Source organism: Deefgea rivuli DSM 18356 (assembly GCF_000620145.1).
GTDB classification, from domain to species: Bacteria; Pseudomonadota; Gammaproteobacteria; order Burkholderiales; family Chitinibacteraceae; genus Deefgea; species Deefgea rivuli.
Map to the genome: position 1 here is coordinate 18,593 of NZ_JHVM01000017.1, position 22,524 is coordinate 41,116.

General features: G+C 47.4%; 20 protein-coding genes. 10 read left to right on the plus strand and 10 right to left on the minus strand.

The window, feature by feature from the left end; genetic code table 11:
• The first annotated feature begins 62 nt into the window (after positions 1 to 62).
• Positions 63 to 1,229 (plus strand): BaiN/RdsA family NAD(P)/FAD-dependent oxidoreductase, encoded by a 1,167-nt coding sequence (locus Q320_RS0108615; RefSeq protein WP_027468667.1) that lies wholly within the window; start codon positions 63 to 65, stop codon positions 1,227 to 1,229.
• 785 nt (positions 1,230 to 2,014) lie between these two features.
• Here Q320_RS0108615 and dapB read toward each other — a convergent pair.
• Together dapB and Q320_RS19130 are read right to left on the minus strand one after the other, a co-directional pair.
• Entirely contained in the window at positions 2,015 to 2,818 is an 804-nt protein-coding gene (gene dapB, locus Q320_RS0108620; protein WP_211251205.1) for a 4-hydroxy-tetrahydrodipicolinate reductase, read from the minus strand.
• Complete coding sequence (locus tag Q320_RS19130; protein ID WP_084282503.1) at positions 2,818 to 3,279, minus strand: outer membrane protein assembly factor BamE; 462 nt, start codon at positions 3,277 to 3,279, stop codon at positions 2,818 to 2,820. Before Q320_RS19130 ends, dapB begins: the two co-directional genes overlap by 1 nt.
• Positions 3,280 to 3,386: 107 nt before the next feature.
• Here Q320_RS19130 and fur point away from each other — a divergent pair, with 107 nt between their 5' ends.
• From fur to ettA, 8 genes are all read left to right on the plus strand, one after another.
• Positions 3,387 to 3,812, plus strand: a complete 426-nt coding sequence (gene fur / locus Q320_RS0108630) for a ferric iron uptake transcriptional regulator (RefSeq protein WP_027468669.1) — start codon at positions 3,387 to 3,389, stop codon at positions 3,810 to 3,812.
• Between the two features lie 21 nt (positions 3,813 to 3,833).
• Complete coding sequence (gene aat / locus Q320_RS0108635) at positions 3,834 to 4,529, plus strand: leucyl/phenylalanyl-tRNA--protein transferase (protein ID WP_027468670.1); 696 nt, start codon at positions 3,834 to 3,836, stop codon at positions 4,527 to 4,529.
• Positions 4,530 to 4,545: 16 nt separating this feature from the next.
• Positions 4,546 to 5,274 (plus strand): arginyltransferase, encoded by a 729-nt coding sequence (locus Q320_RS0108640; RefSeq protein WP_027468671.1) that lies wholly within the window; start codon positions 4,546 to 4,548, stop codon positions 5,272 to 5,274.
• 107 nt (positions 5,275 to 5,381) lie between these two features.
• On the plus strand, positions 5,382 to 5,906 hold the full coding sequence (locus tag Q320_RS19135) for a DUF697 domain-containing protein (RefSeq protein ID WP_051534604.1): 525 nt from the start codon (positions 5,382 to 5,384) through the stop codon (positions 5,904 to 5,906).
• A 135-nt stretch (positions 5,907 to 6,041) separates the two neighbouring features.
• Positions 6,042 to 7,043: a nucleoid-associated protein gene (locus Q320_RS0108650; RefSeq protein WP_027468672.1), complete on the plus strand. Its 1,002-nt coding sequence runs from the start codon at positions 6,042 to 6,044 to the stop codon at positions 7,041 to 7,043.
• A gap of 192 nt (positions 7,044 to 7,235) precedes the next feature.
• The gene (locus Q320_RS0108655; protein ID WP_027468673.1) at positions 7,236 to 7,583 is read left to right on the plus strand and encodes a hypothetical protein; all 348 of its coding nucleotides are present in this window, start codon (positions 7,236 to 7,238) and stop codon (positions 7,581 to 7,583) included.
• A 71-nt stretch (positions 7,584 to 7,654) separates the two neighbouring features.
• The gene (locus tag Q320_RS0108660) at positions 7,655 to 8,110 is read left to right on the plus strand and encodes a cupredoxin domain-containing protein (protein WP_027468674.1); all 456 of its coding nucleotides are present in this window, start codon (positions 7,655 to 7,657) and stop codon (positions 8,108 to 8,110) included.
• Positions 8,111 to 8,293: 183 nt separating this feature from the next.
• Positions 8,294 to 9,961, plus strand: a complete 1,668-nt coding sequence (ettA, locus tag Q320_RS0108665; RefSeq protein ID WP_027468675.1) for an energy-dependent translational throttle protein EttA — start codon at positions 8,294 to 8,296, stop codon at positions 9,959 to 9,961.
• 136 nt (positions 9,962 to 10,097) lie between these two features.
• Here the strand turns inward: ettA and Q320_RS0108670 are convergent, their stop codons facing one another.
• The 4 genes from Q320_RS0108670 to Q320_RS20755 all read right to left on the minus strand — a co-directional run bounded on the left by Q320_RS0108670 (position 10,098) and on the right by Q320_RS20755 (position 15,942).
• Complete coding sequence (locus tag Q320_RS0108670; protein WP_027468676.1) at positions 10,098 to 12,323, minus strand: two-component system response regulator; 2,226 nt, start codon at positions 12,321 to 12,323, stop codon at positions 10,098 to 10,100.
• Between the two features lie 137 nt (positions 12,324 to 12,460).
• Positions 12,461 to 12,913, minus strand: a complete 453-nt coding sequence (gene recX, locus Q320_RS0108675; protein WP_035853255.1) for a recombination regulator RecX — start codon at positions 12,911 to 12,913, stop codon at positions 12,461 to 12,463.
• Between the two features lie 49 nt (positions 12,914 to 12,962).
• Positions 12,963 to 14,012 (minus strand): recombinase RecA, encoded by a 1,050-nt coding sequence (gene recA, locus Q320_RS0108680; RefSeq protein WP_027468678.1) that lies wholly within the window; start codon positions 14,010 to 14,012, stop codon positions 12,963 to 12,965.
• 79 nt (positions 14,013 to 14,091) lie between these two features.
• The gene (locus tag Q320_RS20755) at positions 14,092 to 15,942 is read right to left on the minus strand and encodes a sensor histidine kinase (RefSeq protein ID WP_027468679.1); all 1,851 of its coding nucleotides are present in this window, start codon (positions 15,940 to 15,942) and stop codon (positions 14,092 to 14,094) included.
• Positions 15,943 to 16,147: 205 nt separating this feature from the next.
• Here Q320_RS20755 and Q320_RS0108690 point away from each other — a divergent pair, with 205 nt between their 5' ends.
• The gene (locus tag Q320_RS0108690) at positions 16,148 to 17,407 is read left to right on the plus strand and encodes a D-amino acid dehydrogenase (protein WP_027468680.1); all 1,260 of its coding nucleotides are present in this window, start codon (positions 16,148 to 16,150) and stop codon (positions 17,405 to 17,407) included.
• Positions 17,408 to 17,472: 65 nt separating this feature from the next.
• Here the strand turns inward: Q320_RS0108690 and Q320_RS0108695 are convergent, their stop codons facing one another.
• From Q320_RS0108695 to Q320_RS19145, 4 genes are all read right to left on the minus strand, one after another.
• Positions 17,473 to 18,294 (minus strand): thymidylate synthase, encoded by an 822-nt coding sequence (locus tag Q320_RS0108695; protein WP_027468681.1) that lies wholly within the window; start codon positions 18,292 to 18,294, stop codon positions 17,473 to 17,475.
• Positions 18,295 to 18,364: 70 nt separating this feature from the next.
• The gene (locus Q320_RS0108700; RefSeq protein ID WP_027468682.1) at positions 18,365 to 20,449 is read right to left on the minus strand and encodes an ATP-binding response regulator; all 2,085 of its coding nucleotides are present in this window, start codon (positions 20,447 to 20,449) and stop codon (positions 18,365 to 18,367) included.
• A 76-nt stretch (positions 20,450 to 20,525) separates the two neighbouring features.
• Positions 20,526 to 21,095: a transcription elongation factor GreB gene (greB, locus tag Q320_RS0108705; RefSeq protein WP_035853239.1), complete on the minus strand. Its 570-nt coding sequence runs from the start codon at positions 21,093 to 21,095 to the stop codon at positions 20,526 to 20,528.
• Between the two features lie 54 nt (positions 21,096 to 21,149).
• Entirely contained in the window at positions 21,150 to 22,421 is a 1,272-nt protein-coding gene (locus tag Q320_RS19145; protein ID WP_035853242.1) for a pseudouridine synthase, read from the minus strand.
• Between the last annotated feature and the right edge of the window lie 103 nt (positions 22,422 to 22,524).

A 22,524-nucleotide genomic window follows, 5' to 3' on the forward strand; every position in this document is an offset into this window, starting at 1 on the left:
GTGCTTTAGTCAGAAAATAAGGCTCAAAGACGGTACAATTCGCTATTGAACAAGGATTTTTGATGATTAAAACCGATGTAGTGATTATTGGTGCCGGTGCTGCAGGCTTGATGTGTGCGGCAACGGCGGGGCAGCGTGGACGCGAAGTCGTGTTGATTGATCACAGCCAAAAATTGGCAGAGAAAATCCGAATTTCGGGCGGCGGGCGCTGTAATTTCACCAATATAAATGTTCGTCCCGAATGTTATATCTCGAATAATCCGCATTTTGTGAAGTCAGCGCTTAAGCAATATACCCAGCATGATTTTATCGCTTTAGTTGAAAAATATGGCCTGACGTATCACGAAAAAACCTTGGGGCAATTATTTTGCGACCAAAATTCGCAAGGCATTATTGATTTACTGAAAGCTGAAGTGGATTTAGGCGGTGTGATTTGGCGCATGGGGACGTCGATTGGCCAAGTTGAACAGATCGACGGCGGTTTTGTGGTGACGACGCCGACTGAAGTTTGGCAGTGTGAATCTTTAGTGATTGCTTGTGGCGGTTTATCGATTCCGCAAATCGGCGCAACGCCTTTGGGCTATGAAATCGCCAAGCAATTTGGTTTATCTATCGTGCCATTGGCGGCTGCTTTAGTGCCGCTGACCTTTCAGGCGGAAGATTTATGGGCCGAGCTGGCCGGTGTTGCATTAGAAAATGTAGTGGTGAGTTGTGGCGAAATGTCGTTCCGCGAAGATATTTTGCTGACGCATAAAGGTGTTTCTGGCCCCGCAATTTTGCAAATTTCTAGCTTTTGGGATGCGGGGAAAACGCTAGCAATTGATTTAATTCCTGATCTTGATCTGAGTGATTTTTTCCGCCTAGCCAATCGTGATTCACTGATTTCAAACGTACTTGCTGATGTGTTACCAAAGCGATTTTTGCTAGTATGGCTCGCTAAGTACGGTGAAATAAGGCCGCTCAAGCAATACTCTACAAAAGAGCTATTAGCGATTGAAGCTGATTTACATACTTGGCAAGTCAAGCCATCGGGTACGGTGGGCTACAAAAAAGCCGAGGTCACGCGAGGCGGTGTGGATACCGATCAGCTCCTCTCTAAAACCATGATGGTGCGAAATGTACCGGGTTTGTATTTTATTGGTGAGGTGGTTGATGTGACCGGTTGGCTGGGTGGTTACAATTTTCAATGGGCCTGGTCGTCGGGATATGTTGCAGGATTGAATATTTAGGACTAGAGTAACTCTATCGCAACACAAAGCGGGGTTTCAAATATGCAATGTGGGCTTTACCTTCACTGAAGCAAAACATAAGGAGCAAGATTTGATTGATTCCGATGTGATGTATTTAGTATCTGGCATTCTTGCTATTTAAGATCAATCATTTGATCTCTACCCGAAAGTGTTCGGAGTATGGCGATCCTAGCGGTCACCATTGATGTAGATAAAAAATAGAAATAAACGAAATTAACGGTTTATTTCCATGCTCTTTAGATTGGCAGTACTGGGTTTTTTGTCGTTAAACTGCAGCAAAGGAGGTCATATTGATTGATTCCAATGTCTTGTGTTTATCCGTAACCGGCAGTACATGCCACTCCTGATCATTTAATGATCATAGTTCTGGATTAGCGTATTGCGTAGTGATTGACTGGCAATTTATTTCGCCAATTCAGCCATGCGGGGTGTCGATCGGGCGCCCCGTAATTAACAATTTTATTTATAAGTTGATTTAGCTTTGTATTTATTTGCTGAGTAGTCGTAGTTTATTTTTGAAGTATTTGTTTAAGTACTTGATGCTGAAGTAGTAGCTAGCTGAGTAGTAGTAGTTAGAGAGTAGATGTTGCAGTTGTTTACGTTCAGTAGTAAGGCAGTAGCTAGTGCAGTTGCAGTGGGTTGTTTTATTTTTGCTGTTTAATTTGCAGTTCTAGAGCTTTACCGTATTACTATTTGAGTGGCTGTAACAAAAACGAGGCTAATTTAGCCTCGTTTTTTATTGTGCTGCATTTTTACTTGATTAGTTATTTTAAACCCAGTACTTCTTGCATATCGTAATGGCCGGTCTGATGTTGTGCCAAAAAGCGCGCTGCACGCAGGCTGCCTTGAGCATAAATCGTGCGGTTACTCGCTTTATGTGTCACTTCGATACGCTCGCCTTCGCCAGCAAACACCACTGTATGGTCACCAATCACATCGCCGCCACGAAGCGCAGCAAAACCAATCGTGCCGTTTTCACGCGGGCCAGTAATCCCTTCGCGAGACCATGTTGCGATGTCGTTGAGCGGTTTATCCCAAGCTTTGGCAATGGCTTCACCCATTGCAATTGCCGTGCCCGATGGTGCATCGACTTTATGTTTGTGATGCATCTCAACAATCTCTGCGTCATAGCCTTGTTGCAGCACGCTGGCAGCGACTTCAAGCAGTTTAAACACCAAATTTACGCCAATGCTCATATTGTAAGCAGAGACAATGGCAATATTTTGGCTGGCGGTATGAATGAGTGCGCGGCCCGTTTCATCAAATCCGGTCGTACCGATAATCATTTTGACGCCGAGCTGCTGGCACACTTGCAAATGCTCTAGTGTGCCTTCCGGACGCGTGAAATCAATCAATACATCGGCATTCTTCAGTGCAGAGAGTTCATCTGTAATCAAGACACCGCTGGTTTGGCCGAGATAAGCTGTGGCGTCTAAGCCAATTGCATCACTGCCTGTACGGTCGAGTGCAACGGCTAATTGGGCATCAGGCGCGCCAAGTACAGCTTCAATCAACATACGACCCATGCGGCCACTACTACCTGCGATGGCGATTTTAATTGTCATAATTAAAAGCCCTCGTTCAGTAGTGGTTTCACCTCGATTTGTTTCGAATCAGGGTTGCTTGGATTGGCTGGCATTGACATTAAGTCGCTTTCAGGGGCGAGCGGACGTGTTTTCTCTACTGGTGCCGCTTTTGGATCGGGTAAGTAAGTCCCTTCCCAACGAACTAGGCTGTTGTCATTAAAGAACACTACAAAATCATGCGATTCTCTGACGACACCCGCGCGGCTATCGCGGTAGATATAATCCCAACGATCTTTATGAAAAGGGTCGGTTAATAGTGGCGTACCCAATACGAAACGAACTTGGGCACGGGTCATCCCTTCGCGCAAGAGCGCCACTTGATTGGCAGTGACTTCATTGCCTTGTGGAATGTCTAGTTTATAGGGCGTTAGGAAATTAACGACGCTGCAGCCGCTTAATAACAGGCTGCCAGTCACAAATGCAGTTAGTAGTCTGGCCTTCATCTTGGTTCGATTCGCTCGTGGATGCCGGTGCGCGTCACCGGGAAACGCTATATCATAACCGTATTGTGTAACTCCCGCACGGTTGGGGAACAAAGAAGGAAAGAACAATGAGCAAAGCTGCTGAATTAAAAGGCATGGGATTGAAGGCGACGGGTCCACGGTTGAAGATTTTGAATCTTTTTGAAACCAGTGAAGAGCGCCATCTAACTGCCGAAGACGTGTACCGCATGCTGTTGGTGGAAGAAATTGATGTTGGTTTGGCAACGGTTTATCGCGTGTTAACGCAGTTTGAGCAGGCTGGGATCTTGGAGCGCCATCACTTTGAAACTGGCAAAGCTGTTTTCGAGCTAAAACAAGATGAGCATCACGATCATTTGGTCTGCGTGAAATGCGGTGGCGTCGAAGAGTTTTTCGATCCAGAAATTGAAGCTCGCCAAGATGCAATTGCAGCCAAGCATGGTTTTGATATTCAAGATCACGAAATGTATATCTATGGCATCTGTAAAGCGTGTCAACTGAAACAAAAAAAATAACACTGGCTTGCGCTGCTACTTATGATTCCTTGGCTTGATCATCGTTACGAGTTCCCGCCATTGGGATTGGCTTTGCATGAGCCCAATGGCCTACTTGCGGCAGGGGGCGATTTATCGCCGCAGCGGATTTTAGCTGCGTATCGACGTGGGATATTTCCTTGGTTTATGCCAGGTGAGCCCATCCTGTGGTGGAGTCCGAGTCCACGGATGGTGCTCTATCCAGATGAGTTGCTCGTACCGAAATCATTGCAGAAAGTCGTACGAAATCGCGTGTACAAAATCACTTTTGACACTGCGTTTTCTGCCGTGATGCAAGCTTGTGCTGCGCCACGCGGTACTGAAAGCGGCACTTGGATTAGTGATGAGATGTTAGCGGCGTATACCGCTTTGCATGAAGCTGGATTTGCGCACAGCTTTGAATGTTGGATGGACGACGAGCTGGTCGGCGGCTTGTACGGCATGGCGATCGGTAAAATGTTTTATGGCGAATCGATGTTCGCCCGTCGCTCGGATGCGTCTAAAATTGCCTTCGTCCACGCAGTGCAATGGCTGCAAGCGCAGGGCTACCAAATGATCGACTGCCAGATGTATACCGATCATTTAGCGCGTTTTGGCGCTAGAGAGATTACTCGTGACGAATTTATTGCTAAGCTGAAAACTCTGCTGGATGAGCCCAATTTGCTAGGGCCTTGGCAATATTGCCATACGAACGCTTAGTTTAGGTAGGTGTCGCATGAACGATACATTTCGCAAGCATACGGTTCAATTGCAGTTTTATGCCACCGCGCCTTATCCCTGTAGCTATTTGCCCGAGCTTGAAGCTCGCTCACAAGTGGCCGTTCCTTCTGAACTCATTTCATCCGGCGCCTATAGCCAATTGGTCTTGCAAGGCTTTCGCCGCAGTGGCGCATTTGTCTATCGGCCTTGGTGTGATCATTGCCAAGCCTGCGTCGCAGTGCGTTTACCTGTGGCATTGTTTGAAGCGAATCGTACACAGCGCCGTACCTTAAAGCGTAATGAATCACTCAAAATTCGCATTATGGAATTGGAATATCGTGATGAGCATTTCGCTTTGTATCAGCGTTACCAGCAGTCGCGGCATAGCGGTGGTGGTATGGATCAAGATGGCCGTGAACAATACGAAGGCTTTATTCTAAAAAGCCAAGTGGCGAGTTTTTTGGCGGAATTTAGCGAAAATGGTGTCGTGCGGATGGTGAGCTTGATCGATCAACTTGATGATGGCGTTTCCTCGGTGTATACCTTTTTTGATCCCGATATGGCCACACGCAGCCTCGGCGTTTTCAATGTGCTGTGGCAAGTGGGGCTGGCCAAGCAATTGGGTTTGAAATATGTGTATTTGGGTTATTGGATTAAAGATTGTCGCAAAATGGAATATAAAACCCAATACCGCCCCATCGAAGGTTTACTCAATGGTAAGTGGCAGCTACTTAAGGGTATTTAGTTTCAGACCTTGCCTATCAAAGCTTAGCTGTTCATACCCTTTATTTTTTGAACTAAACCCTCATTTCTCCCTCTATTCATTTTGATGTTCAATAAAAAGAGCGACGCATGCGTGCTATGACTTTGGCTGAAATAGAGCAAATTCGAACTGAATGCCGTGCGCTGGTCGCGAAACGAGCGATGGTATCGGGCGCATTAGCTGTTGTGCCGATTCCAGGCTTTGATGTTGGTGCGGATATTGCGATCATGAAGCAAATGATCGAGCTGATTAACGATAAATTTGCGCTCACCCCGCGTGATATTGAGCAGCTCGACCCGAAATTAACACAGCGTATTTTTGTTATTGCTAGCTCGCTGGGCAGTAGCCTAGTGGGCAAATATATGACCAAAGAATTGCTGGTGCTAGCGTTTAAGCGCATTGGCGTGCGCATGGCCAGCAAGCAAGCTGCGAAGTTCGTGCCTTTTTTGGGCTCAGCAATTGCCGCAGGTATTAGCTATGGCGCGATGCGTATGCTGGGCAATGCACATATCGAGGATTGTTATAAAGTCTTGAAAGCCTTGCAATCGGATGCGCGCACCTTTGAGCATGACGCTATGGATGAAACGGTCACAACAGATATGCAGCACACATAGGCAAGCAATTTTGCATCGTATTTTCTGATTCGCATGAATCAGTACTGCCAGTGGCGCCCTTTGCCATACAACTTTTGCATGAGTACTTAAGTCAATTCAATGGGATAATGCCGGATCTGTTTTTAAGGTCACGGCATGTCAATCACTCCTAATACCATTCAAAATCTCATTATTCATCAATTGCACAAAGAGCCGAACGGCCCAGCACGCGTCGCCCTGAGCGCGGCAGAAATGCCGATTAACAGCGCCGCACAACGCTTGGTCGATCATCTGTGCCAGCTGTACGGCACGCGCAATGGCAAAGGTTTTGGCAAGTTTGAAGAAGATGAGCATGAATATCCAATGCCAGCACTCGTGCGCCGCTATTTGGATGACGCTAATTTCCTGAGTTTTTCGCAGCAATTGTTGGCGCATTTGCAAGTACGCGCCGAGCAAGAGCCTGAAGCCAATGGCGGCTATGTCTTGATCGCACGCGTGCAAAATGCGGCGATGGATTTTGTGTTTGTCGCCCTCGTCAGCGAAGTGATTGGCACGGCGGTGAATGGCGAAATGCAGGTCGAAGACAGTATTCATCTCGATATGGATCATTTGCGCGTCGCAGGCCGAATTGATTTAGGTGTGTGGCAGGCGGGCGGTGAGCGCTATGTAAGTTTTTTGCGCGGGCGTGGCGACGTGGCGGCGTATTTCAAGCTGTTTCTCGGTTGCAACGATATGGTTACGCCGCTGAAAGAAACGCAAAAACTCGTCAAAGGTTTGGAGCAATTTATTGAGCAACAAGCGTTGAGCGCGCAAGACCGTGACGAAGTTTATCAACGCGCGCACAGCTTGCTCGACGAAATGGGCAACGATCAAGGTGAGGTCAATCTGGCTGATGTCGCCAGTCAAATTTTCCCCGACGCGCCACAAGCGCTGCAAGATGTGCTGCAACATGAGGATTTGGGCTTGATGGATGGCTTTGTACCCGATCGCCGCGCGATTAAACCGCTAATGCGCTTTAAAGCCGCTGCGCCGGAGTGGAAGCTCGAATTTGATCGCGCCAGTCTGCGCTCGGGCGCGGTGATTTACGATAAACATACCGATACGCTGGTACTGTCGAATATTCCTGATAAATTGAAAAAAGCACTATTAGAACAATAAATTAGGCTCTATGGGTATATGAAGGTAGGCCTTGATTTATCAATACTACTGGCATATACCCCGAAGCAATAAAATTAAACAAAGGCGGCTAGATCGCCTTTGTTGTTTTTGTAGAACAATCGTTCTTTTTTGGCTTGTAAATTGAAGCGTCGTCTTGTATTGTGAACGTACGTTCTACAAAGAGAAGCCATCATGACGATTCGTTTTCGAGTATCAGACCAAGCGCTATTGCAACAACATACTTTGCAACTGCCAATCCGTTTGTTGGAGTGCTTAGTGCCAGCAACAGGTCGCGGAGCTGCGCGGTTGTTATCGTCGCGTGATGTACTGCGTTTTCCTGCTGAGCTACGTCAAATTGCCCAACGATTTTTAGGTCTGTACGTGATTAGCGATGGCCAAGGTACAATCACCCACATCGGCAGAATGACGCATCGAATTGCGATTGCTGAGCAAGATGCACAATATGGTGTTGTTGCTGAGGATGCTGCGCTACGTGCGGCGGATGATGTGGAAATTTTAGCTTTAGGTGGGGCGTACTAAGATCAATCGAACTTTAGACCTCACCTTGCTGTCAGAGATGGAGCGTTTTCGCTCATGAGGAGGCAAGATTAATGTTTAAAGCGATAAATACCAAGCTGGCTATTGCAATGCTTATAACCGCGTGTGCTACTTGGGCTAGTGGTGACCATCAGGATGGGCATGACCCGATGGGTGAACCAGCTAAAAAAACGACTCGTACGGTGCAAATTAGTATGAGCGACATGATGAAGTACACGCCGAATGTGATTCAGATTAAACGCGGCGAAGCGGTGACTTTGGCTTTCAAAAATGATGGACAGTTAAAACATGAAGCGGTATTGGGTAGTCTGCCAGAGTTACAAAAACACGCTGAAATGATGAAAATGCACCCTGATATGGAGCATGACGATCCGAAATCGATCAGCGCCAAAGCGGGTGAAACGGCCTACATCAAATGGAAATTTACTCAGCCTGGTACATTCTATGTCGCGTGCTTGGTGCCAGGGCATTTTGATGCAGGTATGCGGGCTAGCATTATTGTGAAATAAATCGGCTGTGATCAACTGTGTGGGTATTTGCTTCTAGCTATTATTGAGTAATGTCTAGAAGCAAATACCTGCAATTTGTGTCGAAATTGAATTAAACCTTCCTCAGCGCTAAAGATAGCGCTCCCACTACCCAGCCTGTTAAACTCTTGCCTATCTATTTTCACTAGTTTTAGGGTGTGTTGAATGGCTCAGTATGTGATGTCTATGCTCCGTGTGAGCAAAATTGTTCCGCCGAAACGTCAAATTATTAAAGACATTTCTCTGTCTTTCTTCCCCGGCGCAAAAATTGGTTTGCTGGGTTTGAATGGCTCGGGTAAATCGACTGTGTTGAAAATCATGGCCGGTGTAGATAAAGAATTTGAAGGTGATGTACAACATCTCCCAAACATCAAAATCGGTTATTTGGCACAAGAGCCTGAATTAACCGCGACCAATACCGTGCGCCAAGAAGTTGAAAGTGGCTTGGGTGAAGTGTTTGAAGCGCAGGCCAAACTGGAAGCCGTATATTCAGCTTACGCTGAAGAAGGCGCAGACTTTGACGCGCTAGCTGAAGAGCAAGGCCGTCTTGAAGCGATTATTTCTGCCGGTGCTGGCGATAATATTGAATTGCAACTCGAAATCGCCGCCGACGCTTTGCGCCTGCCAGAGTGGGATGCAATTGTTGGGCAGCTATCCGGTGGTGAGAAACGCCGCGTTGCACTGTGCAAATTGCTATTGTCTAAGCCAGATATGTTGCTGCTCGATGAGCCAACCAATCACTTGGATGCCGAATCAGTGGAATGGCTAGAGCAATTCTTGGTGCGCTTCCCAGGCACTGTGGTCGCCGTAACGCATGATCGCTATTTCCTCGATAACGCCGCTGAGTGGATTTTGGAGCTGGATCGCGGACACGGTATTCCATGGGAAGGCAATTATTCAACTTGGCTACAAAAGAAAGAAGAGCGCCTAAAAGTTGAAGAGTCGCAAGAATCTGCGCGCCAAAAAGCGTTGCACAAAGAATTGGAATGGGTTCGTCAAAATCCAAAAGGCCGCCAAGCTAAATCGAAAGCGCGTATTGCACGCTTTGAAGAGCTGAGCAGCTTTGAGCACCAAAAACGCAATGAAACTCAGGAAATTTTTATTCCGGTTGCAGAGCGTTTGGGCGATAAAGTGATTGAATTTAAAGGCGTAACCAAAGCTTTTGGTGACCGTCTATTGATCGATGATTTAAGCTTTAACGTACCCGCTGGCGCGATTGTCGGTATTATCGGCCCTAATGGTGCCGGTAAATCAACGCTGTTTAAAATGATCGCAGGTAAAGAAGCGCCAGATAGCGGTGAAGTTGAAATCGGCCAAACGGTGCAAATGGCGTTTGTTGAGCAAAGCCGTGAAGGTCTGGAAAACGAAAAAACCGTATTCCAAGATGTTTCTGGCGGCCACGATGTGATTAACGTCGGCAAATTTGAAATGAGCAGCCGTGCTTACTTGGGTCGCTTTAACTTTAAAGGCGCGGATCAAGCCAAGCTCGTCGGTAATTTATCCGGTGGTGAGCGCGGTCGTTTGCATTTAGCTAAAACGCTGTTGAAAGGCGGTAATGTGCTGCTGCTCGATGAGCCGTCGAATGACTTGGATGTGGAAACGCTGCGCGCCTTGGAAGACGCATTGCTGGAATTTGCCGGTACTGTATTTGTGATTTCGCATGATCGCTGGTTTTTGGATCGGATTGCGACGCATATCTTGGCGGCTGAAGGTAATTCGCAATGGAATTTCTTTGACGGTAACTATCAAGAATACGAAGCCGATAAGAAAAAACGCTTGGGTGAAGAGGGCGCGAAACCGAAACGGATTCGCTATAAGCCTATTTCTCGTTAAGTCTGAGTTTGGTCTCAATATCCAGCAACGCCCGCGTATGCGGGCGTTTTTTATGGTTTATCGTGTATTGATTTAATGGCTAGGTATATTGCTGTAGGCTTTAAAAATAAATGATTTTAACGATATACCCGTTAGGTCACACTGCAACGTAGCGCCCAGTTTCTTTAAACCACAATGATAACGAATTGGCGGGTGCTGGCTTCGCAAACATAAATCCTTGCGCTTCATCGCAACCCAAGGTTCGTAAAATACTGGCTTGCTGCGGAAATTCAACCCCTTCAGCAATAACACTAATCCCGAGTTTATGCCCCAAATTAATGACCATTTCAGCAATACTGCTATCGCTATTATTCAATGCCATATTGCGGACAAAAGCGCGGTCGATTTTTAAGCGATCGGCTTTGAGTTTTTGCAAATAGGCCAGTGATGAAAAGCCAGTACCAAAATCGTCGATAGCCAGTTTGATTCCCAAATTTTTCAGCTGTTCTATGGTGTAAATGACCGCTTCAGGGTTTTGCATCGCGACCGACTCGGTGATTTCTACTTCTAATAAGCCCGCAGGAATTTCATAGCGCAAAATAGCCGACGATAATTGCTCGATCAGGCCGGGATGGTTAAATTGGATCATGGATACATTGAGTGCCATAGTTAGATCATCTAAGCCCTCTTTGCGCCATACACTGAGCTGCTTACAGACAGTTTCTAGGACAAAGGAGCCTAGCTCGATAATCAGTCCGGATTGTTCGGCTAAGGGAATAAATTGATCTGGCGAAATAAAGCCACCATCTGGCTGTGGCCAGCGCACTAAAGCTTCAACACCAATCACATAGCCTGTTGCGAGATTGATTTGTGGCTGATAAAAAACTGTCAGCTCTTCATGCTTAATGGCATTTTCAAGATCATGGAGCAGGTCAAGGCGTTGTTTGGAAGCGCGGCTCATCGATGGCGAATACCAAAGTAGACCACCGCGATTAAATTTTTTGGCTTGGTTTAGTGCAATCGTTACGTCTTTTAGGCAGCCAATCCCTGATGGATCAGTATCCAGAATATTGGCGGCGGCGACCGTCACGTGAACGCGCAGTTGGTGCGAAGCAACAGAAAATGGCAATGTAAAAATGCCGATAATAGAGCGAATTTCATCGTCGGAAATTTGCCCAGCTAAAGCAAATACATCGATTGCAACACGCGCTAGAATCAGTGTTTCTTTGATAGAGGACTTAATTCTTTGCACAATACTTTGTAGCAATTGATCGCCAATCAGATGCCCCAATGCATCATTGATCTGCGAAAAATGATCAATATCAATCAGTAAAACGATTTGAGCCTGTTTTTTTAAATACAACTGATTGAGCTGCGCCACAAATTGGGTTCGATTGGAAATGTGACACAGCGGGTCGATAAACGCCAAATCTTGCATTTGCTTGAACAGCGTTAAATTTTCAAAGCCGACGGCGATATTGGCAGAGAAGACTTCAAGTAGCTGGCGTTCTGTAAGCGTGAGCTGCCGATTGGTACGTAGGTAAATTGCGGTATCTTCATCAGCCGGCCTTGAAAGATACAGAATCACGAAGTTATTTTCATACAGCGATGTTTTTGAGCGCAAAGTATGTTCAATGGTGTTGGCGATTTCTAGGCTATGGTTTTGCGTCAATAATTCGGTGGTGACACCTGAAAAATGCCCAGTGCTGGCTAAAATCTGCCATTCATATTGCGGTTTTTTTCCTCTTCGCTTCAGGATGCGGTTGCAGATTAAACCTTCGGAGGGGAGCGAGAGTAGGCTAGCAATCTGATTTAAAACGGCATACGAGAAAGAATCAATTGAGCGTCGCTCAAAGAGCGATGCGGATGCTTCAATAATCATTTCCAAACCACGCCGACTGCTATTAATGGTTCTGATCTGCTGATAGGAGCGGATGGCGGTGGTCATTATTGTGAGTAAACGATTTTGCGTTAACTCAGCCTTGTTTTTATAATCATTGATTGCATAGTCGCGAATGACTTGAAATTCAGGGGCGTAACCAGGATGTCCAGTTCGCAAAATAATCCGCACATCTTGTAGATTAAGCTGATTGCGAATTTGTTTTGCGACTTCTAAACCATCCTCATCGCTTTCCATCACGACATCGAGTAAAACTACTGCAATATCATGCTCTCGCGCGAGGAGTTTGATTGCTTCGCTACCGCTATAGGCGTGCAGAAATTCTATTTTTCTATCGACAATAATCGCGTTTTTTAATGCAAATTCGGTGGTGAGATGAACGTCGGGCTCATCGTCAACGATTAGCACGCGCCACTCTAATTCAGGCTCTGCTTCGCTGGTATTCTCATCGGCAAACTGAATATGTTCATCATCAACAATCATCTTATTTGGCTCCTTACTATGAGTCGAGCCACCCAATTTTTTGGTCGAATTGAATGATAGAAATGGCGCTCTACTTGCGGTAGCCATCTTACTTCATAGCAGTGAATGCCTGTTTTTTCCAGTTTAGGCGGAGAAATTTAGAGCATCTCATCCTCATTAGTTTCACTAACAACCGCATAAATTACGTGAAGGCTAAAGCCACGACTGGCGAGATAGCGCAGCTGTTTTGCGCGTTCATTGATATTACGGGGCGGAATGGGGAATTTTTTTTGCCATATTGCACGTGCTGCGGTTTCTTCATCATCGATGACTTCGGTGAGTACTTGATTGATGATTTCACTATCAATGCCTTTTTCATACAACTCGTGCCTAAGGCGCTGTTGGCCATAGCGCTGGCTGCGGTAATACACCCATTGCTCAGCAAATCGAGCATCAGATTGCCAGCCTAATTGGATGAAGTTGTCTAAGACGGCATTGATTTCTTCTAAGGGCAAATCAGGATATGAAAGCGCTAATTTCTGTTGGAGTTCTTTTCTGGAGTGGTCGCGCCGACTGAGTAATTGCAGTGCTTTGTTGCGGATGGAGATCATTTGTGTCGGGCTCAAAAAAATGGCCACTTAGAGAAGTGGCCATTTTGGGTTACTCTGCGGCGCTATCGCCATCAGTGCTCTTTTCCATTTCAATCGGTAGTGCTGCACCGCTCATTTTCTCGCGTACTTTGCGGGCGATATCTTGAGCCACTTCAGGATTGTCTTTCAAATATTGGCGTGAATTTTCCAAGCCTTGCCCGATCTTATTACCGTTATAACTGTACCAAGCACCAGCTTTTTCAACAATCTTGTGTGTAACGCCTTGCTCAATGATTTCACCTTCGCGGGAAATACCTTCGCCGTACAAAATATCAAATGTGATCACACGGAACGGAGGTGCGACTTTATTTTTTGCCACTTTAACTTTGGTTTGATTGCCAATCACATCTTCGCCTTTTTTTACCGCGCCGATCCGGCGAATGTCGAGGCGAACTGAGGCATAAAATTTGAGTGCATTACCACCGGTAGTGGTTTCTGGGCTTTGCCCTGGCATCATATTGCCAATTTTCATCCGCAATTGATTAATGAAAATCACTAAGGTATTGGTGCGTTTAATATTGCCTGTTAATTTGCGCAGTGCTTGACTCATTAAGCGGGCTTGCAAGCCGACATGCACATCGCCCATTTCGCCTTCGATTTCGGCTTTTGGCGTTAGTGCAGCCACAGAGTCGATCACGATAATATCGACGCCGCCAGAGCGGACCAACATATCGCAGATTTCTAGGCCTTGTTCACCAGTATCTGGCTGAGAAATCAGCATGTCTGAAACATTTACGCCGAGTTTTTGCGCGTAGATTGGATCAAGTGCATTTTCTGCATCGATATAGGCAGCAACGCCACCGAGTTTTTGCACTTCAGCAACGACGTGCAAACACAGCGTGGTTTTACCTGAGGATTCTGGCCCGAAAATCTCAACAATCCGCCCACGGGGTAGACCACCGACACCTAAGGCTAGATCTAAGCCGAGCGAGCCTGTCGAGACCACTTGCAGATCATTTTCAATTTGGTTGTCGCCCATTTTCATGATGGCGCCTTTACCAAACTGGCGTTCGATTTGTGCTAATGCGGCGGCAAGCGCTTTGCTTTTATTATCGTCCATGAATCGGTGTCCCAGTGAGTAGAGTGATGAAGCTTATTATAGAACAATCGTTCTTTTTTGCAAGCATTCTATTGAATATTTAAACCGAGTGAGCAGTGTTGCTGCTTGGTAGCGTGAAATAGAAAGTAGCGCCTTCGCCGGGCGTTGACTTGGCCCAGATATGCCCATTGTGGCGACTGATAATCCGTTGCGCGACAGTGAGGCCAATGCCGCTGCCACTGTGTTGCTCGTGAGAATGCAGGCGCAGGAAGGGCGTAAATAGCCGTTTGGCTTGCTCAGGGTCAAAGCCAATGCCATGGTCAGCGATGAAAAAAACTTGTTGGCCATTGACCTTAGTGCTGCCCAATTCGATATAAGTTTCGACATCGGATTTGGCAAATTTCCAGGCATTTTCAAAGAAGTTGTATAAAGCGATGCGGATTAAATGCGCGTCGGCATCGGCGTAAATAGTTTCTGGGATGACTAATTGCACGGCTCGCTCGGTTTGGAGTAGCGTGATTTCTTCCATAATATCTCGTGCCATTGCGCTGAGATTGATGTTTTCTCGGCGCAACTCGCTACGCGATAATTCTTGTAGCATCAGTAGGTCTTCAATCCGATTGGCCATTGCTAAAACGCTGCTGCGAATACGCAGTAAGTAATTGCGGGCATTGCCATCGAGTTTTTCACGATAATCATCTAGCAATACTTGGCTAAATCCTTCAATGGTTTTGAGTGGAGAGCGTAGATCTTGTGCAATCGATCCGGTCAGAATTTCCAGCTCGTGATTCGAGGCTACTAGTGCACGCGAGCGATTTTCGACGACATCTTCAAGATGATGGCGATATTGTTCGAGCTGTAATTCATTTTGCTTGCGGTTGCTGATATCAAATAAAAAGCCCTGCAAATGCGGCCGACCGCTTTCGTCATTACTGACTGTGGCCAAGAAATGCACCCAGACTTCTTTGCCATTGGCCGAGAGTAAGCGGCACTCAAACTCATGGACTTGGCCAATGGCCATTTGCTCGGCAAATAGTGGATAGGCTAGATGTCTATCGTCGGGATGCAAATAATTACTTAAAAATGCTTCGCTATACCAAACTGAAATCGGGAAACCAAGCAATTGCTCAGCTTGTGGGCCGACATAGGTGAAGCGCCATTCTTCAGGGCGTGCATCCCATGGGATTAAGCGTGTTGATTCGACTAAGCGCCGGAAACGATCTTGGCTGACTCGCAGTGCTGATTCGATTTGCTGGCGGCTGATTAAATCAGCTTCAAGCTGAACATTTTTCTGCTCCAGCGTGCCGATTAAATGATGTAGTGCTTGCCGAGTCGATTCTAAAGAGTGACCTAGCTGTCCCAATTCATCATCCCTTTGCCAAATAAAAGCTTGGCTAAGCTGGCGATCGGCGAGTAACTGGGATTGTTGGGTCAGTTTTTCTAGTGGGCGTAAAACGCGCGAATTGAGTAAGAATAAGATCAGCGCCAAGCTAAAAATAACTTGAATCACGACGGCAAATAAATAAGTTCGTAGTTTACGGCTAATGCTCTGAATCGTGATGCCGTCAGCAAATTCAACGGTCACAATCCCGATGGTATTGCCTTGTTTAATCACGGGGCGAGATAGTGCCGCAACATTACCTAAGGCGCGCTCAGCTTGTTGAGTTGCAAGAAAAGTACCGAGATTATTGTCGTTAATGGTGATACGCACAATGCGCTCATCACTCATCAAGGATTCCAGCAAGGGGCGGCCCGATTCGGGCGATAAATTCCACAGCGGCTCTTGCATACCGAGCGCCAGCACATCGCTGAGGCGTTGATGGTCGCGCGTGATCTGACTTTTTACAGTCTGCAGCTCGTATTGCAGGCTGATATAGCCTGTGATGGTGGCAGGAAGGCACAGGCCAATTAAAATTGCCAAAATCACTGCTGAGCGTAAAGACAGTTTCATTAATGCTTTTTTCTATTGAATTAATTTTCTCGATTGTACAGTTTAAAACATAGTTTCTGGATTACACACCGCTCATTGTATGTTTGCGATTTCATCCAACACATTCGCTTTGATCTGCCGCATTAAAAATCCACAATCTCAAGTCGAGCAGTGCTCTTGCAAGGCATAATAGTAAGATAAAAAGCAGCCTTGGGAGGGCCGTCGAATGAAAATTATCATTCTAGGAGCAGGCGTGATTGGCGTGACGAGCGCTTGGTTTTTGGCGCAAGAAGGGCATGAAGTAACCGTGATTGAGCGCGCTCAAGAGCCCGCGCGAGAAACGAGCTACGCCAACGGCGGGCAAATTTCGGTGTGCCATGCCGAGCCTTGGGCGAATCCCAAAGCGCCGTGGAAAACATTGCAATGGTTAGGTGAAGAGGACGCACCGCTATTGTTCCGGCTCAAACTCGATTGGCATCAATGGCGTTGGGGATTGCGCTTTTTGCAGCAATGCACGCAAGCCAAGGCTAAAGCGAATTTACAAAATCTAGTTAGATTGGGTTTGTATAGTCGTGCAACTTTGCAAGATTTACGCCAAAAAACGGGTGTGGTTTATCAGCAGCGTACTGAAGGTATTTTGCACTATTACACGGACCCTGCTGAGTACGCTGCGGCGATTCCGGCTGCGGCTTTGATGCGCGAGGTCGGCTTGGATCGGCAAGTTAAAACGGCCGCAGAATGCTTGAAGATTGAACCTGCTTTGGCGCAATCGCGCTTTCCGATTGTCGGTGGCACCTATACGCCGAGCGATGAATCGGGCGATGCGCGGCAATTTACCAATGAATTAGCCGAGCGCTGCGCTGCGCTGGGCGTTGAGTTTCGCTACGATTGCGCGATTGAAGCCTTGGAGCGGGAAGGCGACGATGTAAAAGCAGTGCGTGTTTCCAGTATTGCGGAAGGCGTTGAGCGGCTGACGGCGGATGCGATTGTGGTTTGCTTGGGCAGTTACAGCCCACAGCATTTACAGCCGCTGGGCATTACGCTGGATATTTATCCCGCAAAAGGTTATTCAGCGACGATTCCGGTGATAGATCCATCGTGCGCGCCGACGGTGAGCTTGACCGACGATGGCTATAAATTGGTGTTTTCTCGCTTGGGTGATCGCCTGCGGGTGGCGGGGACGGCGGAATTTAATGGCTACAATTTGGATTTGAATCCAACTCGCTGCAAAGCCTTGATTGATCGAACCAGCCAAATTTTCCCGGAAGGCATGGATTACGCCGCGGCTGAATTTTGGACGGGTCTAAGGCCTGCAACACCAGGGAATCTGCCTTATATCGGGCAAACGCGCTTTCCGAGTTTGTGGCTCAATACCGGCCACGGAACCTTGGGCTGGACTGAATGCTGTGGCTCGGCGCAGGCGATTACCGATTTGATCGCAGGGCGAAAACCTGAAGTCGATTATCCATTTGTGAGCCGTATTTAATACGATGGGTATTGCCATACAGCCATTGCTGTTTAATGGCTGCGTAGCAATACCCATTGGTCATGCTATACAGCCACTGGCGCTTTGATCGCTGGATGCGGATCGTAGTTTTCTAGTGTGAAATCTTCAAATTCAAACGAGAATAAATCGGTCTTGGCTGGATTGAGTTTCAGCGTCGGTAGCGCGCGTGGGGCGCGGCTGAGTTGCTCTTTGACTTGCTCAAAATGGTTGCGATAAATATGGCAATCGCCGCCCGTCCAGACAAAATCACCCGGCTGCAAGTCGCAAACTTGCGCCAGCATCAACACCAGCGCCGCGTACGACGCAATATTAAATGGCACGCCAAGGAATAAATCAGCGCTGCGTTGATACAGCTGGCAAGACAATTTGCCGCGTTGATCGGCGTCATCCGGCTGCGCGGGCGCAACATAAAATTGGAAAAAGGCATGGCAGGGCGGTAAGGCCATGTTTTCAATTTCGCCAACATTCCACGCCGAAACAATAATCCGTCGCGAATCGGGATTGGTTTTGAGTGCTTTAATGACTTCTGAAATTTGATCAATATGGCGACCATCCGCAGTCGGCCAGCTGCGCCATTGCGAGCCGTACACGGGGCCGAGTTCACCGTTAGCATCCGCCCATTCGTTCCAAATCGTCACGCCACGCTCTTGTAGCCACTTCACATTGGTGTCGCCGCGCAAAAACCACAGCAATTCATTGATGATGGATTTGAGATGGGTTTTTTTTGTGGTCACGAGGGGAAAGCCATCGGCCAGATTAAAACGCATTTGATGCGCGAATACTGAAACGGTGCCCGTGCCGGTGCGATCTTCTTTGGCGACACCATGGTCGAGTACGTGTTGCAATAAATCGAGGTATTGACGCATGGATGAGGCTCCAGAAAAGAAGCCCTGCAATCGCAGGGCTTGGGCTGTATTTCAAAATGATAAGGCGATTTTACAGGACGCGATTGCTATCGTCTGTAGGGGCAGCGGCGGGGAGCGAAATAATAAACGCCGCGCCGTGGCCAAATTGGCTTTCGCAGCGGATATGCCCGTGCATGGCTTCGATCAGCCGCTTGGTAATCGACAATCCTAGCCCTGTGGTGTGTTCGCCACCTGTCGGGCGCGCCGAAAGGCGGCTGAATTTTTTGAACAGCATTGAGGTTTCATGCGGTGCAATACCGGGGCCTTGATCTTTAACGCTGATCTCAATATCACCGTCGTGGTTGCTGGCGGTAATGAGTATATTTTTCTCATGCGGTGAGTATTTCACTGCATTAGAAATTAAATTATCCAGTACTTGCCATAAGGCTTGTCGATCTGCGATCAGGCTTAAACCACTGGGCACGAAAATGCATTTTTGCTGCTTACTGAGTAGGCGCTCTTCCCATTCGGCAAGGGCTTCTTGGATCAGATCATCAATCGCAATCGGCTCAAAAACAAGTTTAATCGAGCCTGTTTCGAGTGCATTGTGGTCGATCAAATTGCTAATAATATTTTGAATTCGACTGGCAAGCTGACTGATTCCAACTAAGCGATCTTGAATTTTTTCAGTTGACCATTCTTGCAGGCGATCTTTAATCAAGATTGACATGCCTTGAATGCTAGCAACTGGATTTTTTAAATCATGTGCGGCAATCGTGAGTAATTCATTTTTCTCATGATTCAGGTATTTCAGCGCTTCGTTGGCCGCTTCGAGTTGTAAATTGCGCGTTGCTAATTCTTGGGTTCTATCTGTTACTAAATCTTCTAAATGATGGCGATGCGTTTGGACTGTGTGCGCCATTTCCTCAAAGGTGCGCGCTAGCTCGCCGATTTCATCATTACGATGCGTGTCGAGTTCGGTCGTTGTTTTACCAGCAGCTAGTGCTTTAATTGCATTTTTTAAGCGATTGAGCGGTTTAATAACGTCTGTTTTAAGTACCCATGCCAACAAGCCTAATTCAATGGCAAGGGCGAATAAGCCTAATAATAAGACCATGCTGGCCGCCATCGCGGCTTTGACTTGTAGCAGTCTTTTTGGATAAACAGTGACAAAAACCCAGTTAGTACTTTTGATAGGGGCAATCCCCAGCCAGTTTTGACTATCGTGACTTTCGACAAAGCGATCTAAGGGTTGCGCTTTACTGATAGCAGAATAAAGCGCTTTCAGTGGGCTATCTGAGGTAGCAATATTGAAGGCACCTTGCTTACTTTGGATTTGTTGCATGTAATTCGGATGAGAAATCAATCGGCCATCGCGCGCTACAATAAAGTTGTACGTGCCAGGAATATTGACCGTATTGGTGCGCGCAATCAGCTGCGTCAGCAACACATCCTGACCAACACTGCCGATGTATTTGCCTAAATAATCAATTGGCGTCACCACCGAAACCATCCATTCCAGTGCTTGCTTGTCGTAATAAATACCCGTCCATTTACTCGTTCTTTGCGGATTGGCTGCCGGCGTAGCAAGCAATTCGGGCTCGATATTTTCAGCGAAATCGGCCACCGAGCCGTTACGCGCGTAATTGAGCTGCGGTAAATACATCAGGCTGGCATCGGAAATATTCAAATCGATAAAAGTGTCGTAATAACGATCATTAAATGCCGGGCCGTATTGCGAGAGCAGGTTGTAACCGAGGATGACTTGGCGCTTGAATTCCGGTGTTTGCTGTGTGGTCGGCAAAATGGCGACGGTGGCGCGGTGCTCAAAATCATCGTATTCATATTTTACACGCCACATGCCGTCTTTATCTTGGCGCAATAGATGGCTAAATTCGCTATCAGCGCTCAGGCCTTGTTCTAGCGTGTAGCGGCGGATGAATTCATCGCGGATCAGGCGCGTATTGTCTTCGGCATTCAGAAATAATTCGCTTTCAATCTGACTGCGCGCATCGATGTATTTGGCGAGGCTGGCGAGCGCTTCTTCTTGCAGGCGGGTGTAGCTGTAGTAGTAGCTAATGGCAGAAACAGCGACGGCCGCCAAGGTAATGCGCAAGGCCATATTGCGCAGTACACGACGATAAAAACTTCCCGATGCGGATTGAAATAAGCTCATAGCACCTACAATAGTCTTTTAGGACAAAGCGAAAAATCAACGCAGGGAGGTTGAAATGGTTGGTTTTTTTTATTTTTTACAGCTCGGGTGTGATGATCTCACAGTAGCGAATTTCAAGCACTTCTAACTCTTGAATTCCAGTAGGAGTACGTAGTAATACAACATCGCCTTCGCGGGCTTTGAGTAAGGATCTGGCAACGGGTGAAGTCCAACTGATGTGATTAAGCGCCGCATTGGTTTCGTCAACGCCAACAATACTGACTGTCTCGCTGTGCGCGTCGCTACGCTCGAATGTCACTGTCGCACTAAAAAAGACTTGCTCAGTGTTTTCGCGCAGGCATGGGTCGACCACCTCAGCGATTTCTAGCCGTTTGGTCAAAAAATGAATCCGGCGGTCAATTTCACGCAGACGGCGTTTTCCGTATTGATAATCAGCATTTTCCGAGCGATCGCCGTTGCTGGCGGCCCAATTAATGAGTACGGTGAGTTCTGGGCGTTCTTTTTTGACGAGTTGGTGCAGCTCATGCTTAAGGCGTTGCCAGCCGTGGGGCGTGATGTAATTTTTGCTGCCACTGGGAATGATTAAATCCGCAGGAATCGGATCGTCTTCATCAATGAGGGAATCAGTGTGAGGAGTATTTTGCATGGGTATGGTGTATGTGATGCTAGGCATTGCGTAACAATGCCTAGCGGTCAATACCTAGTCTTTTACTTGACCCATGATGGTCAGGCCGGCCCATTTCGTAGCAGCCAGAACTTCGGTTTCTGATAGCTCGTAAAACTCACCGCGTTTTAAGCGGCCAGGCAAGCTGAACATACCAAAGCGAATCCGCGTTAGGCGGCTGACCATGATGTTGAAATGCTCAAACATCCGGCGTACTTCACGATTACGGCCTTCTTTAATCACCACGTGATACCAGTGATTACTGCCTTCGCCGCCGCGATCTTCGATGCGGGCAAAGTGAGCTTCACCGTCATCCAGCGTGATACCCGCAGTCAGTTCTTTCATTTGCTCAGGCGTCAATTGACCATGCACGCGTACGGCGTATTCACGCTCTACTTCAAAACTTGGATGCGTCATGCGGTTGGCCAGCTCGCCCGAGGTCGTAAATAGCAGCAAGCCCGTGGTGTTAAAGTCCAAACGGCCAATTGCGATCCATTTGCTGGAATACACGCGGCGCAGGCGATCAAATACCGTTACACGGCCTTCTGGATCATCGCGGCTCACCAGCTCGCCTTCTTGCTTGTGGTACATAATGATACGCGCCATACGGTCTGGCCATTTGAGCGCGACGCGTTTGCCATCAATGCGAACTTCATCGCCAGGGCTGACTTTGCTGCCCAAGGCTGCGATGCGGCCACCAATAGTCACGCGTTCGGCTTCGATGATTTCTTCCATATCACGGCGTGAGCCGAGGCCGGAATACGCCAGCACTTTTTGCAGGCGATCTTCTTCAATTTCGCTGGTAGCTAAACGCTTTTCACGCAAAATTTGTTGGAACGCCAATTCGTCTTGCGAGCCTTGGCGTTGCTTCATGCGCTTGGCACGTTTTACATTTTTATTGGTTTTGTCGCCGTGATGCACAATCGTCGTTTGCGTGCTTTCTTCCACTTTCTCGACGGTTTTGATCCCTTGCACTTCACGTGCGCCAGCGGTTTTGGCAATCGCCTGCGCAATCATGCGGCTCATGCCGACAGTTGAATTACCGCGTTTGCGTATGCCGGTAGCAGGCGTTGACGAGCGGCCGGTATCAGGCAAGTTTTGCGCGCGATTACGCGCAGCTTCACTGGCTGAAACAGGTTTCTTTTTGGGCGCACCCAATTTGGCGGTCGGTGATTGCATCGGCTGTACGGCGGCTTTATGTACCACTGTTTTGCCACGACTGCCCGCCTTATTGGCGCTACGTAGCTGATCGCTAGCACGGCCTTCACGAATGGCGGGCTGCGGACGGCGGGCTTTAACTGTTTTCATCGGGCGTTCTTCTTTGTTCTATAAGCGATAATTATAACTGGTTTAGCTTGACGATGCTTAAAAATGCCAATAGCCGCGTTGAGCGGCTATTGGATTTGGTTAC

What these genes read in the sequence shown, in the direction of transcription:
- ettA (WP_027468675.1), top strand. Translation starts at nt 8,294, where the DNA reads ATGGCTCAGTATGTGATGTCTATGCTCCGTGTGAGCAAAATTGTTCCG.
- Q320_RS20755 (WP_027468679.1), bottom strand. Translation starts at nt 15,942, where the DNA reads ATGAAACTGTCTTTACGCTCAGCAGTGATTTTGGCAATTTTAATTGGC.
- aat (WP_027468670.1), top strand. Translation starts at nt 3,834, where the DNA reads ATGATTCCTTGGCTTGATCATCGTTACGAGTTCCCGCCATTGGGATTG.
- fur (WP_027468669.1), top strand. Translation starts at nt 3,387, where the DNA reads ATGAGCAAAGCTGCTGAATTAAAAGGCATGGGATTGAAGGCGACGGGT.
- Q320_RS0108670 (WP_027468676.1), bottom strand. Translation starts at nt 12,323, where the DNA reads ATGATTGTTGATGATGAACATATTCAGTTTGCCGATGAGAATACCAGC.
- Q320_RS0108655 (WP_027468673.1), top strand. Translation starts at nt 7,236, where the DNA reads ATGACGATTCGTTTTCGAGTATCAGACCAAGCGCTATTGCAACAACAT.
- Q320_RS0108660 (WP_027468674.1), top strand. Translation starts at nt 7,655, where the DNA reads ATGTTTAAAGCGATAAATACCAAGCTGGCTATTGCAATGCTTATAACC.
- Q320_RS19135 (WP_051534604.1), top strand. Translation starts at nt 5,382, where the DNA reads ATGCGTGCTATGACTTTGGCTGAAATAGAGCAAATTCGAACTGAATGC.
- Q320_RS0108615 (WP_027468667.1), top strand. Translation starts at nt 63, where the DNA reads ATGATTAAAACCGATGTAGTGATTATTGGTGCCGGTGCTGCAGGCTTG.
- recA (WP_027468678.1), bottom strand. Translation starts at nt 14,012, where the DNA reads ATGGACGATAATAAAAGCAAAGCGCTTGCCGCCGCATTAGCACAAATC.
- Q320_RS0108640 (WP_027468671.1), top strand. Translation starts at nt 4,546, where the DNA reads ATGAACGATACATTTCGCAAGCATACGGTTCAATTGCAGTTTTATGCC.
- Q320_RS0108690 (WP_027468680.1), top strand. Translation starts at nt 16,148, where the DNA reads ATGAAAATTATCATTCTAGGAGCAGGCGTGATTGGCGTGACGAGCGCT.
- greB (WP_035853239.1), bottom strand. Translation starts at nt 21,095, where the DNA reads ATGCAAAATACTCCTCACACTGATTCCCTCATTGATGAAGACGATCCG.
- Q320_RS0108650 (WP_027468672.1), top strand. Translation starts at nt 6,042, where the DNA reads ATGTCAATCACTCCTAATACCATTCAAAATCTCATTATTCATCAATTG.
- Q320_RS0108700 (WP_027468682.1), bottom strand. Translation starts at nt 20,449, where the DNA reads ATGAGCTTATTTCAATCCGCATCGGGAAGTTTTTATCGTCGTGTACTG.
- Q320_RS0108695 (WP_027468681.1), bottom strand. Translation starts at nt 18,294, where the DNA reads ATGCGTCAATACCTCGATTTATTGCAACACGTACTCGACCATGGTGTC.
- recX (WP_035853255.1), bottom strand. Translation starts at nt 12,913, where the DNA reads ATGATCTCCATCCGCAACAAAGCACTGCAATTACTCAGTCGGCGCGAC.
- Q320_RS19130 (WP_084282503.1), bottom strand. Translation starts at nt 3,279, where the DNA reads ATGAAGGCCAGACTACTAACTGCATTTGTGACTGGCAGCCTGTTATTA.
- Q320_RS19145 (WP_035853242.1), bottom strand. Translation starts at nt 22,421, where the DNA reads ATGAAAACAGTTAAAGCCCGCCGTCCGCAGCCCGCCATTCGTGAAGGC.